This window comes from Desulfobacula sp. (genome assembly GCF_030145145.1).
In the GTDB taxonomy this organism is placed as follows: Bacteria; Desulfobacterota; Desulfobacteria; order Desulfobacterales; family Desulfobacteraceae; genus Desulfobacula.
Window position 1 is genome coordinate 83,958 of record NZ_JAQYWD010000002.1, and the last position, 15,747, is coordinate 99,704.

The following is a 15,747-nucleotide window of genomic DNA, read 5'->3' on the forward strand; positions in this document are numbered from 1 at the left end:
CCGTTAAATACCCAAGTACACTCTCGGCAAGGAGCATATCCTTCAGGCGCTATTTCTTTGCCGGCATATACGGATCAGGCGTTCCCGCCTTGATGGGTGGTTCTTCGGCGAGCGACTTCTTATGCTCTACCAGAATCGGCCCAAGCCCCCAACGTGACCAAAATCTACCTGCCAATTCTCCAGTCGTTGGATATAGTTCTTTAGGGTCATCATAGAGGTTGTAAAAGTGAGGGAACGGGAACACGTTCAGTTTCCCATTACCCAGACCTCCTTCAAACTCCATGAACAGCATCTTATAGTTATTCCACTTCACGCCGTGAATAGCTTCACCGACATAGATCACAAAGCCGTCTCGACCGGACTGTTCTTGTTTCCCCAGGAAGAAATCCGTCATGTCCTTACTGTCGATGACACGATCTGTCGGCACCTTACCGCCAGTAATGTTTGCCAATGTAGCGTACAAATCAAACTGGTGAACGATCTCGTTGGAGACCTTGCCTGCCGGAACTTTTCCAGGCCAGCGCACAATAAACGGCACCCGTAAGGACCCTTCCTTACCTGTGAAATAGGAACCACTCCATGGGCCACTCCATCCCTGGTGATCGGGGGTCATCTCACCGCCGTTATCCGAGGTAAAAATGAAAATAGTATTGTCGGCAATACCCAACTCATCCACCTTATCCAGTAATTCACCGGTATAGGCATCGATCTGCATGAGCACATCGCCCCATTTGCCATTGCCACTCTTGCCTTTAAACTCCTTACTCGGCAACACCGGCATATGCGTCTGGGTGTAGGGCAGATACACGAAGAACGGTTTGCCGGCTTTGGCCTGGCGTGTCATGAAGTCTTTGGCATGGTCGGTGGCTTCACGGTCGATCTCGAGTCTTGCCGGCACATCGTAGACCTTCACCACCTTTGCTGGTGAGCCTTTTCTGGCCGAATAAACATGCTCTTGCTTGATCATCGGATTTTTGCCGGTCTCCTCCGCTAATTTCCGATACTTCTGGAACCCTTCATCCGCTACCCAAAGGCTCTCGTCGGTCGAATTGGGGATGCCATACCACTCATCGAAACCCTGATTGGTGGGATAGCGTCCTTCCGCCTGGCCGAGATGCCACTTGCCGAACATGGCGGTGGCATAACCCACATCGCCCAACATCTCAGGCATGGTGTATTCCCACTGGGTCAAACCATAATCCGCGGTTTCGAGCGGTACAGAACCGTTCCCCGTGCGTATGGCATAGCGGCCTGTCATCAGCGCCGCACGACTGGGCGTGCACTGCGCCTCGACATTGTAATTCAACAACCGCATCCCTTCACTGGCCAACTTGTCGATGCGCGGCGTGGCACCACCCCGGAGAATACCTCCGCCGTAAACACCCAGTTCGCCGTAGCCGAAGTTGTCCATGTTGATCAGTACGATGTTGGGTTTGTCGGCTGTTTTAGAAGCTGCCGCCGCGTCCTGTGGTGTTGCAGCAACGGCAAGGGTTACTCCCGCAAGTACGCAGCCCACAGCGGCCCACTTGCACGCCTTTTTTGCAAAATTTGATTTGTTCTTCATGATTTTCTCCATTGTTAAATGTTCAAATCTGTAAGCCGCACCAACATCATGCCTTCGGCAAAGCCGGAGGCATGATGTTATCCAGGCGCCTGCTTTAACAATCTATATCCCGAGGTTCATCAGGGATTCAGGCTCGCCGAGCCTGGATTTGGATATTTCTCCAGTGTTTTCTTGTATTCCCCGATTGCCTTCATGTAATGAGGGAAGATCCACCCACCCAATGCCAACATGTTATTTTCTTCGCGGGGATCTTGCTCAATGTTGAAGGTGGCAGGCAGGCTGTTTCCCTCTATCCTGCCGCCGCCAGTTCCTGGCATTGACGGATTTCCTGGGCCGCTCACAAACTGATTGGGATACAAGCGGAACTGACGCCAGCGGACCGCAACAATCTCGTCCCCGATAAAGGTGAGAAAAGCCTCGCGATTGGAGTTATCCTGCTTGCCGAGGAGGAAGTCCGTCTGATCGATGCCATCGATGGGACGATCTTTCGGAACCTCTGCACCAATGATATTTGCAAAGGTTGGAAAGAAGTCGTGAATCGCGAACATACCATTATTTTTCCCCACCGGGATTTTGCCCGGCCACTTGATCATGCCCGGTGTCCGTATCGAACCTTCTCGTCCATCACCCAACTCGCCGCTGTACATACCGTTGGAACCACCGCGGAACTCGGCCGGTCCGCCGAGAGGTGTTGCACCGTTGTCAGAGATATAGATCACGATGGTGTTGTCTTCGATGCCGGACTTCTGGATTGCATCCAGGATTTCGCCCACCGCGTGATCGTGTTGCAGCAGCGCATCTGCGTAGGGTCCGTTTTCCGACTTACCAGAGAACTCTGGTGAGGTCACATTCGGATAGTGCGTCTGGGTCAAACCGACTAAAAGAAAAAAGGGCTCTTTGGTCGCGGCATGTGTATTGATAATTTTCACTGACGCCTTGGCAATATCATCCTCGACAATATGTTTGTATTCAACATCGTATTCTCGGACTCTCTTCAATCCATCTTTTGTCGTGCCATCCCAGATTCCGGGTGCCTTTTTTTGGATGGTTTCCTCAGAGAAACCGAGGCGTTCCATTTGCGGTCGGTACAAGGTCGAATCGCTGGTTTCGATGACCCCCACCCGATACTCGTCAAAACCCTGTCGTACTGGCCAGCTTTGCTCCTCCGAGCCCAGATGCCATTTTCCAACGTATCCCGTCGCATAGCCCACGCTCTTGAAAATTTCGGCCATGGTAATTTCCTCAGCCTGCAGGGTATTGGGCGTACCTCCGATAATGATCGTGCCCAAACCGCAACGTGGTGAATAGCGCCCGGTCAACAGACCCGCGCGTGACGGCGTGCAGCCCGGTTCCACCAGAAACTGGGTAAAGGTCATACCTTTGGCCCCAATGCTATCGATATTCGGTGTAGCAGCTCCCCGGATCGCTCCGCCCTGAAAGGCGCCGATATCCCCGTAGCCGACGTTGTCAGACAGCATCAACACGACGTTGGGTTTTTCGGCCTTTTTAGAAGCGGCCGCCGCGTCCTGTGGTGTTGCAGCAACGGCAAGGGTTACCCCCGCAAGCACGCAACCGACAGCGGCCCACTTGCACGCCTTTCTTGCAAAATTAGATTTGTTCTTCATAATTTTCTCCTTTTGGGTTTATTTCCATTAAATACCCCAGTGCACTTTCGGCAATGAGCATCTCCTTCAGGCGCTGCAGCCCATCGCTTTGAGGATGTTTGACATTATTAAGACTCCAATTTTTTTTTAGTCATGTATACTGCGCCAAGGATAATTCCTGGCGCAGCACGCAATGTTTTTTTGCCCCCGTTTGTTTATTCAAAGTTCGTTAGAGAAACTCCCTTTGGATTCGGGTATTTCTTCAATGATTTATAATACTCCCCAATGGCTTTCATATAAAATCTAAATGTCCAAGCTTTGGTAGCAATTAAATTATCTTCTTCTCGTGGATCGTTCTCTATATTATAAATAGAAGGCATACTGTTCATCTCCATACGACCCCCTGCAACGCCAGGTCGGGCAGGATTTCCTCCAGACATTACAAAATCATTTGGGTAAATACGGAATTGTTTCCAACGAAATGCTGCTACTTCATTTTCAATAAAAGTGATGAAAGATTCGCGATTAGATTTTTCTTGTTTTCCCATAAAGAAATCGCTTTGATCAACACCATCATAAGCACGGTCTGTAGGTAATTTTACACCAATTATACTTGCTATCGTAGGTAAAAAATCATGGATAGCCACCATACCATTGTTTTTCCCCGGAGCAATTTTTCCAGGCCATTTAATCATACCTGGTACACGGATAGAACCTTCTCTTCCATCTCCAAGTTCTCCACTGAAAGGTCCGTTATTTCCTCCACGATATTCCGGTGGCCCAGCTACTGGTGTAGAACCATTGTCAGAAATCCAGATCACAATGGTATTAACCCGGCAATAAAATACTCGCAATTTATTTCTTAATGTGATATACTCTTCTTCATGGAAAAACGTGACGCAAGAAAACTAAGTACACAGGCCCAGCAGGAACTCCGGGAGATGGCAATCCGTCTCAAGGAATCAGGAAAAACATACAAAGTGATTGCTGAGATTGTTCATGTCCAGCCAACAACGATCTGCGCATGGTATAAAGCTTATCAAAGAGGCGGCAAAAAGGCCGTCAAAATTAAAAAACGGGGCAGACCTTCCGGTACCTGTAGGACGTTAACCGCCGCCCAGGAACATGAAATCCAAAAGGCAATCGTTGACAAATGCCCTGATCAATTAAAATTTCCCTTTGCACTATGGACGCGTATTGCCGTTCAGCAACTCATAAAGGAACTTTTTTCAATTAAAATGCCCATCCGGACAGTGGGTGAATACTTAAAGCGATGGAATTACACCCCGCAAAAACCCTTACGCAAAGCTTATAAACAAAATCCAAAGGCCGTATCAGCTTGGTTGAACGAAGAATATCCGGCCATTGCAATAAAATCCAAAAAAGAAAAGGCTGAGATTCACTGGGGTGATGAGACAGGTCTTTGTAATGACAGCTATCATGGAAGAAGCTACGCCCCTCGAGGGGAAACGCCAGCTATTAAAATACATCCAAGATGTCAGCGTGTAAATTTAATCTCAACAGTGACCAACCAGGGCAAGGTTCGGTTTATGATCTACAAAGACAAAATGAATTCCCAAACATTGATTCGATTTATGAAGCGGCTTATCAAAGACTCTGAACGAAAGATACTGTTAATATTGGATAATCTGAGGGTTCATCACAGCCACATGGTTAAGGACTGGTTAGAAGATCATAAAACCGAAATAGAGATTTTCTTTTTGCCATCCTATTCCCCGGAACTGAACCCGGATGAGTATCTAAATTGTGATTTAAAAATCGGTGTTCATAGCAAAGTTCCTGCCAGGACAAAAGAACAATTAGCAAAGAAGACCTTGTCCCATTTGCGGAAGTTGCAAAAGATGCCCCGGAGGGTGAAAAATTACTTCAAGCATAAGAAAATTTCCTATGCCGCTTGATTATTGTATTTAATTGCCGGAGTAATATTTTCCTCAATACCAGCATTTTTAATAGCATTCAGCACCTGGCCTGTGCAATGGTCTAGTTCCATAATGGAATCACCATAAGCGCCAACTCTCGACTTCCCGGTAAATTCCGGTGCTGTCAGGTTTGGGTAATGCGAGTGTGTCCAACCTACCATCATAAAAAATGGCTTTTTGGCCTTTGCCTGACGCTTGATGAATTCGACAGAAGCATCGGCAATGTCTCCTTCCACCTGATGACGGTATTCTACTGTATATTCTCTTACTGCTGTCAAGTTTCCAGTGGCATCTGATTCAAAAATACGAGGCACCACGCTTTCAATAAATTCTTCTGACATCCCCGTACGTTCCATGCTTTCTCTATAAAGCGTACCATCCGATGTTTCAATGACACCTACATGATATTCGTCAAATCCCTGACGGGTTGGCCAACTTTGTTCTTCCATACCTAAATGCCATTTCCCGGTATAAGCAGTTGCATAATCTTTTTCTTTAAACAATTCGGCTATAGTAACCTCTTCTGCAGTAAGTGTATTAGGAGTACCACCGATAATAACTGTATTCAGACCAACACGTGTCGAATAGCGTCCTGTTAATAATCCTGCCCGTGATGGGGTACAAGCAGGCTCCACGAAAAATTGGGTTAACTGCATGCCTTCGCTTGCAAGTTTGTCGATGTTGGGAGTAGGCATCCCACGTACTTCACCTCCGCCAAAAGCACCAATATCACCCCAACCTACATTGTCAGACAGCATCAGCACGACGTTGGGCTTGTCCGCTTTTTGCGTGGCTGCCGCCGCGTCCTGTGGTGTTGCAGCAACGGCAAGGGTTACCCCCGCAAGTACGCAACCGACAGCAGCCCACTTGCACGCCTTTCTTGCAAAATTAGATTTGTTCTTCATAATTTTCTCCTTTTGGGTTTATTTCCATTAAATACCCCAGTGCACTTTCGGCAATGAGCATCTCCTTCAGGCGCTGCAGCCCATCGCCTTGGGCCAGCTCCGCCTCCAATTCTTTGATTGTGGCACCAAATTCTTCAGCTTTTTCGGCAATACGGTTGTCCACATCCCTCTGGTCCACTTCGATGCCTTCCTGCTTCGCGATCTGCTTGAGGATCAGCATCAGCCGAATCCGGTCGTGTGCTGCATGCCAGGCAGTGCTTTCGAGGTCGACACCTTCTTCACCATCGACGGCAAGCTCATCCTTCACGAATCCGTCCGGTATATCAAAACTTACCCGTTCCAGAAGTTTGAGGGAAATTTGATCACGGGGATCCTTATCCGACTCGCCGTTGAGAAGTGTATTCAAATCAGGCAGGTCAAACTCGGGCATTGGGTAAAACCGAACCATGGCGCTGAAGTCCCTGCCTTTGTTGCACTCGATCTTTTCGACTTCGGCCTGACCCAGGACCTGAATCCCTGCCTCCTTCACAGCCTCTCGGCCAAACCGCTGGGCAACCTGCCGGGTCAGCTGCTCGCTGATCTCTTTTTCAAACCGTTTTTCAATCACACGCTGCGGCACCTTCCCCGGCCGAAAACCAGGAAGTTGTGCCCTTCGATAGCCCGCCAGAATATCTTTATAATCATCAGCCAGTTCCGACCAGTCGGCACTGATCGCAAGGCAATGAAGGCCGTCATCGCTTGTATGCTGCTGCCACTTCATCGCTGTTTCTCCGGCTGCCAATGGTCCGCGGCCAGGGTATGGACATCCTTGGCCACTGTTTCCCCCAGACCGCGCACAATCCGTTGCACGGGCTGGTCGATGTGAGAAAAAAAATGTTTCCAGCCGCTGCACAGATAATTCAAGCCGGGCTCGCCCCCGGGGGTTTTAATGAAACGGTCCTTTGGGCACCCCCCGAAACAGGCAAACTCGTATTCACAGGTGCGGCAGTATTTCGGCAGCAACCCCTCTTTCATTTTTCCGAATCGCTCCTGCTGTTCGGAAAACGCCATCTGGGAAAGCGGTCTATCCTGAATGTTGCCGACCCGGTACTCCGGGTACACAAAATGGTCACAGGCATAAACCGAGCCGTCGCGCTCAAGGGCAAGCCCTTTGCCGCACATGGGGCTCTGGAAGCAGAGCGGCGAGGTGTGGCCCATCCAGGTCTCCACGGCCGCCTCAAAATAGTTCACATAGATGCTGCCAAGATCCTTCTTGAGCCATTCGTCAAAGACGCGACAGAGGAAATTACCCCAGTCATCCGGATCAACACACCACGCTTCCACGGCCGATCCCTGGGAACCCGGTTTTGCCCGGGGCGAGCCCAGCATGGGCATGGAATCCAAGCCCCATCTTAACGGGGCTGTCTGCTGGAAACCGAGCGGCTCGACAATGGGGATAAACTGCATTCTCTTTGAACCCACTTTGTCCCTCAGAAACCGGTACACGTCGACCGGAGATTTTGCAGTGACCCGATTGACGCAGCTCAAGGTTGCAAAATTGACCTTGTGCTTTTTCAGCAGTTTTACTGAACGCATGACGCGGTCAAAGCTGCCCTGGCCTGATTTATCCTTGCGGTAGCGGTCATGCAGATGTTTGGGCCCGTCAATGGAAAGCCCGACCAGGAAGTTGTTCTCATGGAGAAACTCGCACCAGGCATCATCCAGGAGCATTCCGTTGGTCTGCAGATCGTTCTCACAGCGGACATGGGCCGGGCAGTATGTCTTCTCCAATGCCACAACTTTTTTGAAAAAATCGAGCCCGAGCAGGGTCGGCTCTCCTCCCTGCCAGGAAAAAACCACTTCCTTATAATTGTGGGATTCAAAATACTGCCGGATGAACGATTCAAGTATCTCATCGGTCATTTTCCAATTTTCAGGTTTTCCCAGCAGTTCCTGCTTGGAGAGATAATAACAATAGTCGCAATCCAGGTTGCAAAGCGCACCCGTTGGTTTCACCATCACGTGCATGCGCTGTACAGGCTGACCACGAAACAAATGACTGACCTGCATTTTTGAGTTCTCTATCATATCAATAATTTCCATTCGTTGAGACTGCAATTGGTTTATTTTTCACTCTTGAAATCTTGTTTTCTCCCATCGTTATGTTAATTCTGACCTTTGGGTATTCTTAAGAATCTGATGCTGTAGCGTTCCTTTGTCACAGCCAGAAAATAGGTTCCGTCCAATACATCTTTTTGCTCTGCGTACACCAGGGTATATGTTGATCCCGGATAATTGGTATCACGCAGTTCGACAAAGAGCTGAAGACGATCCTCCTCAATGGTCCACTTTGCGACAGACACATTAATCTTTTTGGGATTATAATAGGATGCCTTTAAGCTCCCGTCGGGTTTGACATCTTTTATGACAAGTTTATATCCGCCATCCGATCGAACCCAATTTCCTTCAAGATGCAGGGCTTGGGCAAATCCACTGTTCTGTTTGACATCCTGCGCTGATTCAGCAAAAACACTATCAACCCATCCGAATAAGGAAATAACACAAGCCAACACACTGAGAAATATAGATACAATAATTGATTTTCTTTTTAGATTTTTCATCATTTCTCCTTTATGATCACCAGCGGACCGTTGAATAACTTCATGACACCAAAAGCTGGCAGCTCTATTTTTTGTTTATAGTATCGGTTTTTGCTGAAAAAAAAATCCCCCATGGAGAGGGAAAGTTATCCCCCGTTGTGGGGGATGTTGTCGAATACGATAGGGTTTTTGATGTAAAGGCTTAATACTCTGACACGCAAGTGCTTCCGGAAACATCTGTAATTTAGCAGATGTTTCCGGGCCATTTAATTTATTTCATCAACTCAAAATCATTCAGTGTCCATGTCTTTTCTATGTATCCTTTGAGGGGACCATAAAAACGGAAGACCACAAAGAAGCCTTTCTTGGGATCGGTTTTTATGAAATTTTTCTCCATCCCCTTGGGTGCTTTTTGGCCGAAGTAAATATCCACGGAACCATCCGGGTTGGTATCCACCCCTCGGGTACTGCTGACGGTGATGTTGCCACCGGAATCCAGCAGACTGCGGCTCATGGGATCATAAGCAGTGACCGCCCAGAAGCGTTTGACCGGAGGATTGGCCGGCACGGTGAGTCGATAGGTATTGTCCCCGAGAAGGTAGTCGCCCTCCTTGTCACGGAAACTGGTCAGGTAGGCAGTGCCCACGCCGGCAGTTGTAGAAAGAAGGTTCGGCGATACACAAATGGCCTGGTAATGCCAGAGGGTACGGGCATCAATGTCGCTATGGCCGTTGTTAACAAATTCAGTATTGCGAACGAACATCTTTTCCCAGTGTCGGTTGGACCAGTAGTTGATCTCCTTATCACGGGAAGCATAAACAATGGCCCGGGACATGGCAACGCCCTGCTTGGCTGCCTGGTCGAGTATTCCGGTCATACGGGCATCTGGATTGAAAGGCTTGCCTTTTTCAAGGCCCAGGGATGCCAGACGACCCAGTTGCTCGGCGCTGAACAACTCTGCTGGTTCATACTGAATGATCTCATTGAGCATGGTAAAGGCGGATGCATCTTCCGGAAAAAGTGTGTTAGCGCCCATACCGGAACCATTGACGACCGTGGTGTCCCGGGGACCGCTTTCCAGCGGATAAACTTTTAGCCGTTCCTTGAACCAGTTCACTGCCTGGTCGCCGTTGCCGACTTCGCCGAAGCCACGCATCATGGCCCAGATCCGGTAACCAGCGGAATGAATCACGAAGTAGCCCTGGGGGACCTTGCCTTTGTACCCTGGGGGCAGAAACAGGTACTTGCCGCCTTTACCCTTGTCAGGTCCGGTGGGACCGAAGTCGGTGAGGTATTTGAAAACAGCATCATTGGCATTTCCATACATGCCGGCTGGAATCTCCATGACGGTGGCCCCGTCAACCTTCAGGTCAAGGGTGGCAAAAGCGTAGACCGTCACGTCATTACCGGTCAGGTAATTTTCACTCGGCTTCATGAAGTCGGCCATCACTGCGAAATCGGAACTGGATTTGAACTTGAAGTCACGAACCTGGGATTTTACAATGCCATAGAGCGAGAGCGATGGCAGGAAATCCATGTAGGCCTGGGTGGCCCGCTGAAGATCCAGCTCATCGTAGATCCGCTGGGTTGAGGCCTCGTCGGGAAAAGCGCCGCCTTCAAACTTCAGTGTGCCAAAGTTTGTCTTAATCTTGTCAGGGGCCGGTTTAAAATCTTTGGCAGTTTGTTTCTGACCTGCGGCCTTGAACAGGTTTCTCGTTTCTGCTTCGGACTCAGCATACACGGGTGCTGCCATGCTGACTGTCAAAAGTCCTGTCATGATCAGATTAATGAGTAATTTTGTTTTCATTTTCATATTTTCCTTTTATCTATTCGATTTTCTCAAAGTCGTTCATCTACACTTCTTGCTCAATAGCTACTCGACCAATTCAATCTCACTCGGTCGCCAGGTCTTGTCAAACCAGGCCTGTTCTGGGCCGTATAGGCGGAACAGCATGTGCCAGCCCATGCCGGGAACGGTCTGAACCCAGTTACTCTTTTTGCCCTTTGGTGCTTTGGGACCAAAGTAAACGTCGTATGAACCGTCGGCATTTTTCTGCACTTTCCCTTCAGCACTGGTGATTTCAGGGAAGCGCTGGTCGGTCTGCAACATGGAACGTGTCTGCACGTTGTAGAGCGTAAACGCCCAGAATTGGTTTGCCGGCACGTTGGGAGGCAGGTGCACCTTGTACGTCTTGCTTCCGTCAAGCCGACGCCCCTTTGAATCACGCATCCCTGCGATATACTGTGTTCCGCTGCCTACCTTTGGTGTGACCATGGCCGGGGTGATGCCGGTGGCATACATATGGAACCTGGTACGGGCATCCAGCAGGCGTGCGCCATTTCGGGTAAACGTATGACTTCCTCCGATCCAGGGGTGTTCCCATCCACTGCCGGGATAGACCTTTGCTTCAGCATCACGGTTCCGATACAGCACAACCCGGGCCGCTGCCGAACCGACATCTGCCGCTTCTTTTAAAATTTTCTGCATTCGGGCATCGGGATTGAACGGCTTGCCTTTTTCGATGCCGATGGAGGCCAGCATGCCGAGAATTTCAGGACTTTGGGATTCGCTCGGCTCTTCCTGAACCACCTTGTTAATTTCATCGAAGTAGCTGACATCCGAAGCATGGATGGTATTCAGGAATTTCATCGAAATGTCGTGATACTTCACCTTCGAAGCGCTGTCTGATTTGCCCAGCGGGTATAGCTTAAAGTGATCTTTAATGCTTTGTAATCCGGGAGCCGCGTCCCCATCTTGAAGGAACCCGCGAATCAGCAGCCAGTTTCCATACGTCTGGGATTGGGTTACATGATATCCGTCCGGAGCCTCGCCTTTATAGCCTGGAGGCAGAATCACGTATTTCCCGCCTTTGCCCTTGTCAGGGCCGGCCAGTCCGAAGTCCGTTACATAGCGGAACCAGAAATCATCAATCAGACCCAGCACATTCGGCGGCGCTTCCATGACCATCGGTCCTTCTTTCAAATCCAGCCAGAGAAACAGATAGATCACCGTGGTATTTGGTGTCAGCAACTGCACCTTGGAGTCCATACGCGGCCAGATGATCGCAGTCTGGTTGTCCGGCCCATATTGTCTGATCCCGTTACGAAACCCGGTAAGTGAGCCTGCCGGTGTGGTCATCATGACACTTTCAACGGCACGCTGAAAATCAAGCTGATCGTAGATCTTCTGCGCAGTCTCTTCAGTTGGGAAACCATCCTCAAAGGTTAAGGTACCCAATCGGGTTTCCACCTTGTCCGCAATCGTGATCGATGCGGGGATTTTGGTGGTCATTTTCATTTTTGGTGGGGCCGCAGACAGGGATCCCGCAAGGATCAGGACCATGCATAGAACAAGTGCACTTGATATAAACTGTTTAGGTTTCATTTTTATCCTCCATTTTTTTAGGGTTTGCTCTTTGTGATTCTTTATGATTTAAATCTGCTTCACTCTTTTCAGAAATATTCTCAATCAGCAGAATCGGAAAGTGCATCTCAGCCAGGCCATTCAGCACTCCCATCAGTTCGGATTGATCCATGAGGCGCCCGGTCAGGCATGTGACCACAGATTGATCCGTTCTCCTCCGGTACGTTATCCGCATGCCGGCAAAGCAGTCGGACCAGCTTTCCTCCAGCAGTCCCTCGATTTCCATTCGATAGAATGCCTGGGACCACGGCCGTAAATATTGTCCGTCTTTTGTATCCGGCATTGCTTAGTACCTTTTTTTATTTTGAGAGATAATTTCAGTCCGTATTCGACTTTAGTATATTTACAATGGGGGCAATACGCATCCATCCAAATGGCGTAAAAATGGCGAATACAGATCTTTTTTTCGGAAATAATAAGGTCGGTGAAAGGTTTCCAGGGATGGGTGTCTACCTCATTTTAAAGGTAAAATCCCTAATTTGGTGGCCTTTAGCACGGCTTCCCTACGTTTGAAGACCTGGAGTTTCTGGTAGATGCTTCTCAGGTGGGATTTCACCGTTACCGAAGATATAGATAAATGTTCGGCAATTTCCTTGTTTTGCAGGCGTTGGGAGAGCAATTCCAGTACATCGAGCTCACGATGGGTCAGTGGCTCCACCAGCGGTTGTGATGGCGGGGACTTCCAGCCACATAAACAGCCCGGCCGGTGCGGTATTTTCATCGGCGATCCGTGCCCATTCGAGTGCCGCTGTCACATCCTTGCGCAACAATGCGACTCGCGCCCGGCAGGAATGGGCGATACCCATATATTGAGCATCGCCAAGATCCATGGCAAATGTTTCCAGCAGGGTCAGGGATAGGGATGCTGCATCATGCTGTTTAAGGAGTTGCTGTGTCAGTGCCAGCCCGGCAATGGAATCGACTGCTGCACGGGCATGCATAATATATCGCTGTTGCACTACCCAGGTGAAGGACTCCAACGCCGGCGCCAGCTCATTTGCCTGAAAGTGGGTGCAAGCCCTCATATAAGCGCTCCAGGTATCGGTGTAAATGATATTGCTGTGGGCAGCGACCCTGTGCAGCCGCTTTGCCTCCACCCGGCCGCGAAGCAGATCACCTGAAAGATAGTATACAAAGTAGAGCCCAGCCACCAGGCGCGAAAGATAGATGCCTTCCAGGTTCCCTGTTTCACTAATGCGGGCATCCAGACCATTGATTGCCTTTTCAGTGTTTCCTTCCATACACAGGGCAAGGTGGTACTGCAGCTCCAGCAGCCCCCTCACCAGACCCTGCTGCTCTGGCAGGTGTATCCGCGCTCCCTCGAAACACTTGAGGCTCAAGGACCCTTCTCCCGACCAGTAGTGGAGTTCCCCCTGCAACAGGGACAATTCTCCCAACAGGGAAGGATCGGTACTTTCCGGGTTCACAAGGGAGGTTACCTTTTCAACGATCAGGGCAAGCCGTTCAAACTGAAACCGCTCGTAGGCACTCCATGCATCTGCCAGCAGAAGAGCAGGTCTGGTCTCACGAACCGCTTTTGGAATCATCCTAAACCCTTTTTCCAGGACATACCACTTGTCATCGTTCAGCAGATTTCCCCGGTATTTCTCCACGAGATCTGCGGCTTTCTCGTCATGTCCGCCCCGTATCGCATATACCAGCGCTTCCTCCAGAAGTCCCTGGGACTCGAACCAGTCGCCAGCCCGGCCATGGAGCTCAGCTATCTTCTCACTAATCCTATCTCCATGGAATTGCCGTTGCAGAAGTTGTTGAAACAGATGGTGGTACCTGAACCACTGATTTTCGGTATCCAGGGGAATAACAAAGAGGTTGTTTTTCTGCAGCCAGCCAATCACTTCTCTGCCATCCATGCCGACCTCGGCCAATAAATGATCTCCCTTGCACAGGGCATCGCACAAGGGAGCGCAGAATCGATCAAGAATTGAAATGGCCATTAAGAACCGTCCTAGACCGGCCGGCTGTTGATCCAGCACCTCACTGACAAGGTAATCAACCACGTAACGAGTGGTGCCCTTTAGGTCCAGCAGTTTTTGTCCGGGATTCTCCTGCCCTTGGATCGCCAGGACCGCCAGGTGCAGCCCGGTCACCCAGCCTTCGGTCTTTTTGGCCAGTGCCTTGGTAATCTCTTTTTCAATTTTATATTCTGTCGCAGCCTGTAAATATCGAACGATCTCATCCTCAGAGAATCGCAAATCCCGCATTCGCAGTTCGGTGAGCATTCCCCTGGCGCGCAGGGATGAAATGGGTAAAACCGGATCTCTTCGGCCGACCAGAACCAACTGCATTGATGGCGGTGGATGGTGTATTAACAGACCGATAAACGCATTGACCGCTTTATTCGTTATATGATGGATATCATCCAGCACAACAATAAATTCCTGATCGATCTGCTCTATTTCATTGACCAGGGTCGTTGATAGAAGGGTCTCCGGAGGCAGATTCCGCACATTAATCAGGGCCATGGTTTCCTTGACAGCATGGGGAAACATCGTCTGTATTGCGGCGAGAAGATAGGCAAGGAACTGGTGCAGATCATCATCATTTTTGTCCAGGGACAACCATGCATTTTGTTTTCCGCACCCTTCGAGCCAGTAACTGACCACCGTACTTTTTCCATACCCCGCCGGTGCTGAAACCAATACCAGGGGCCGGTCAGGGTGTTTACCCAGGCGCTCCAGCAGTTCAAGCCGGGGCACATGATTGACGGGTATCGGAGGCCGGTAAAGTTTAGTGCGTAGCAGTGGTATATTTGAAGATTCAGTTTCCATATCTCAACACCAGGCTCACTGATTTGTGCCTGCTCTTGCCCAGTCGCTCCAACAACTTTGACCGATGCGCAATTGGGGGCCGATGCAGTTTGGTGCGAAGTAAAATTATGTTGCCTGATTCAGAAACCATGCTTTGACTCTTAATTATTCTAAAAAAAGGTTAACCTTTTGGCTTTATTTTGTGTTTATATTATAGGTTTTTGGGTAAAAAAAAATCCCCCATGGAGAGGGAAAGTTATCCCCCGTTGTGGGGGATAAAATGAATAGAATCAAAAACCCTCTCGAACACGGAAGGCCTGATTAAATGTTTTGGTCTTTAGCGTCGATGGTGTGAGAGACGGTGTGGGAGCATAGAACGCTGCCAGATTAATTCTTTAAAAAGCCCTGATCATTATCATAATGGTCAGGGCTTTTTGCGTTGGTGGGGACTTGTTCAGACCCTTGTCAGATTTGGGTGCTTATTAATATACCCAGGAGGGGTCAGACTTGCGTTATTGACGCTTTTGCTGAATTTCTTTGCTATTACAGTCTGTTATCAAAAGCATGGCGCCTGATAAAAGATTCAGCCTCCAATAACACAAGCCTGACCCCGTCGAACCATCAATTACGACAAGTGGGCGAAATTAGGACCAAGCCCCTTTTGAGGAAATAGGTATCCTTGTCAGCGTATCCCATGACCCATTCACTGTCTGTATCTTTGTATATGCGTGCGCCGGGATCACGCGGATAAACCTTCAGGTTATTCTTTATGTTTGCAGCGGCATCCTCGACATTGGTTCTTATGTAACCCCGCATGAAATTCCATACTGCGGTGGTCCCCAAAAAACGAACAATGTGCTAAGTGTAAATTTACAAGGTAAATATGCCATGGCTATGGTAGTTTTACAAGGGTGTTTTGTCCGTGTCGGTCACATAAATCTCATCCAGTAGCATTTGAGCAAG

Annotated in this window: 13 protein-coding genes; 1 reads left to right on the plus strand and 12 read right to left on the minus strand. The window is 49.2% G+C overall.

Annotation, left to right across the window (positions count from 1 at the left end):
- Nucleotides 1–49: 49 nt before the first annotated feature.
- The 3 genes from Q1Q15_RS01405 to Q1Q15_RS01415 form a co-directional block, all read right to left on the minus strand.
- Nucleotides 50–1,564: an arylsulfatase gene (locus tag Q1Q15_RS01405; RefSeq protein ID WP_300455590.1), complete on the minus strand. Its 1,515-nt coding sequence runs from the start codon at nt 1,562–1,564 to the stop codon at nt 50–52.
- Between the two features lie 119 nt (nt 1,565–1,683).
- Complete coding sequence (locus Q1Q15_RS01410) at nt 1,684–3,189, minus strand: sulfatase-like hydrolase/transferase (protein WP_300455593.1); 1,506 nt, start codon at nt 3,187–3,189, stop codon at nt 1,684–1,686.
- Nucleotides 3,190–3,383: 194 nt separating this feature from the next.
- Nucleotides 3,384–3,989, minus strand: coding sequence for a sulfatase-like hydrolase/transferase (locus Q1Q15_RS01415; protein ID WP_300455595.1), 606 nt, complete (start codon nt 3,987–3,989; stop codon nt 3,384–3,386).
- A 63-nt stretch (nt 3,990–4,052) separates the two neighbouring features.
- Here Q1Q15_RS01415 and Q1Q15_RS01420 point away from each other — a divergent pair, with 63 nt between their 5' ends.
- Nucleotides 4,053–5,087, plus strand: a complete 1,035-nt coding sequence (locus Q1Q15_RS01420; RefSeq protein ID WP_300455598.1) for an IS630 family transposase — start codon at nt 4,053–4,055, stop codon at nt 5,085–5,087.
- On the opposite strand, the gene Q1Q15_RS01425 is transcribed toward Q1Q15_RS01420, so the two are convergent.
- The 9 genes from Q1Q15_RS01425 to Q1Q15_RS01460 all read right to left on the minus strand — a co-directional run bounded on the left by Q1Q15_RS01425 (nt 5,075) and on the right by Q1Q15_RS01460 (nt 14,805).
- Nucleotides 5,075–6,013 (minus strand): sulfatase-like hydrolase/transferase, encoded by a 939-nt coding sequence (locus Q1Q15_RS01425; protein WP_300455601.1) that lies wholly within the window; start codon nt 6,011–6,013, stop codon nt 5,075–5,077. The genes Q1Q15_RS01420 and Q1Q15_RS01425 overlap by 13 nt on opposite strands.
- Nucleotides 5,997–6,773 carry a trigger factor gene (locus Q1Q15_RS01430; protein WP_300455604.1) on the minus strand — a complete coding sequence of 259 codons (777 nt, stop codon included), beginning with the start codon at nt 6,771–6,773 and terminating at the stop codon, nt 5,997–5,999. Before Q1Q15_RS01430 ends, Q1Q15_RS01425 begins: the two co-directional genes overlap by 17 nt.
- Nucleotides 6,770–8,080, minus strand: coding sequence for an anaerobic sulfatase maturase (locus tag Q1Q15_RS01435; protein ID WP_300455607.1), 1,311 nt, complete (start codon nt 8,078–8,080; stop codon nt 6,770–6,772). Before Q1Q15_RS01435 ends, Q1Q15_RS01430 begins: the two co-directional genes overlap by 4 nt.
- A 77-nt stretch (nt 8,081–8,157) precedes the next feature.
- On the minus strand, nt 8,158–8,613 hold the full coding sequence (locus Q1Q15_RS01440; RefSeq protein WP_300455610.1) for a hypothetical protein: 456 nt from the start codon (nt 8,611–8,613) through the stop codon (nt 8,158–8,160).
- Nucleotides 8,614–8,863: 250 nt separating this feature from the next.
- The gene (locus Q1Q15_RS01445; RefSeq protein ID WP_300455613.1) at nt 8,864–10,399 is read right to left on the minus strand and encodes a DUF1254 domain-containing protein; all 1,536 of its coding nucleotides are present in this window, start codon (nt 10,397–10,399) and stop codon (nt 8,864–8,866) included.
- A gap of 66 nt (nt 10,400–10,465) precedes the next feature.
- Complete coding sequence (locus tag Q1Q15_RS01450; protein ID WP_300455616.1) at nt 10,466–11,977, minus strand: DUF1254 domain-containing protein; 1,512 nt, start codon at nt 11,975–11,977, stop codon at nt 10,466–10,468.
- Nucleotides 11,967–12,299, minus strand: a complete 333-nt coding sequence (locus Q1Q15_RS01455; protein ID WP_300455619.1) for a hypothetical protein — start codon at nt 12,297–12,299, stop codon at nt 11,967–11,969. The genes Q1Q15_RS01450 and Q1Q15_RS01455 overlap by 11 nt, the downstream gene beginning before the upstream one ends.
- A 171-nt stretch (nt 12,300–12,470) precedes the next feature.
- Nucleotides 12,471–12,737 (minus strand): LuxR C-terminal-related transcriptional regulator, encoded by a 267-nt coding sequence (locus Q1Q15_RS25425; RefSeq protein ID WP_363320845.1) that lies wholly within the window; start codon nt 12,735–12,737, stop codon nt 12,471–12,473.
- Nucleotides 12,652–14,805: a hypothetical protein gene (locus tag Q1Q15_RS01460; protein ID WP_300455622.1), complete on the minus strand. Its 2,154-nt coding sequence runs from the start codon at nt 14,803–14,805 to the stop codon at nt 12,652–12,654. The genes Q1Q15_RS25425 and Q1Q15_RS01460 overlap by 86 nt, the downstream gene beginning before the upstream one ends.
- Nucleotides 14,806–15,747 lie beyond the last annotated feature (942 nt).

What these genes read in the sequence shown, in the direction of transcription:
- Q1Q15_RS01460 (WP_300455622.1), bottom strand. Translation starts at nt 14,805, where the DNA reads ATGGAAACTGAATCTTCAAATATACCACTGCTACGCACTAAACTTTAC.
- Q1Q15_RS01455 (WP_300455619.1), bottom strand. Translation starts at nt 12,299, where the DNA reads ATGCCGGATACAAAAGACGGACAATATTTACGGCCGTGGTCCCAGGCA.
- Q1Q15_RS25425 (WP_363320845.1), bottom strand. Translation starts at nt 12,737, where the DNA reads ATGAAAATACCGCACCGGCCGGGCTGTTTATGTGGCTGGAAGTCCCCG.
- Q1Q15_RS01405 (WP_300455590.1), bottom strand. Translation starts at nt 1,564, where the DNA reads ATGAAGAACAAATCAAATTTTGCAAAAAAGGCGTGCAAGTGGGCCGCT.
- Q1Q15_RS01420 (WP_300455598.1), top strand. Translation starts at nt 4,053, where the DNA reads ATGGAAAAACGTGACGCAAGAAAACTAAGTACACAGGCCCAGCAGGAA.
- Q1Q15_RS01435 (WP_300455607.1), bottom strand. Translation starts at nt 8,080, where the DNA reads ATGATAGAGAACTCAAAAATGCAGGTCAGTCATTTGTTTCGTGGTCAG.
- Q1Q15_RS01450 (WP_300455616.1), bottom strand. Translation starts at nt 11,977, where the DNA reads ATGAAACCTAAACAGTTTATATCAAGTGCACTTGTTCTATGCATGGTC.
- Q1Q15_RS01430 (WP_300455604.1), bottom strand. Translation starts at nt 6,773, where the DNA reads ATGAAGTGGCAGCAGCATACAAGCGATGACGGCCTTCATTGCCTTGCG.
- Q1Q15_RS01410 (WP_300455593.1), bottom strand. Translation starts at nt 3,189, where the DNA reads ATGAAGAACAAATCTAATTTTGCAAGAAAGGCGTGCAAGTGGGCCGCT.
- Q1Q15_RS01445 (WP_300455613.1), bottom strand. Translation starts at nt 10,399, where the DNA reads ATGAAAACAAAATTACTCATTAATCTGATCATGACAGGACTTTTGACA.
- Q1Q15_RS01440 (WP_300455610.1), bottom strand. Translation starts at nt 8,613, where the DNA reads ATGAAAAATCTAAAAAGAAAATCAATTATTGTATCTATATTTCTCAGT.
- Q1Q15_RS01425 (WP_300455601.1), bottom strand. Translation starts at nt 6,013, where the DNA reads ATGAAGAACAAATCTAATTTTGCAAGAAAGGCGTGCAAGTGGGCTGCT.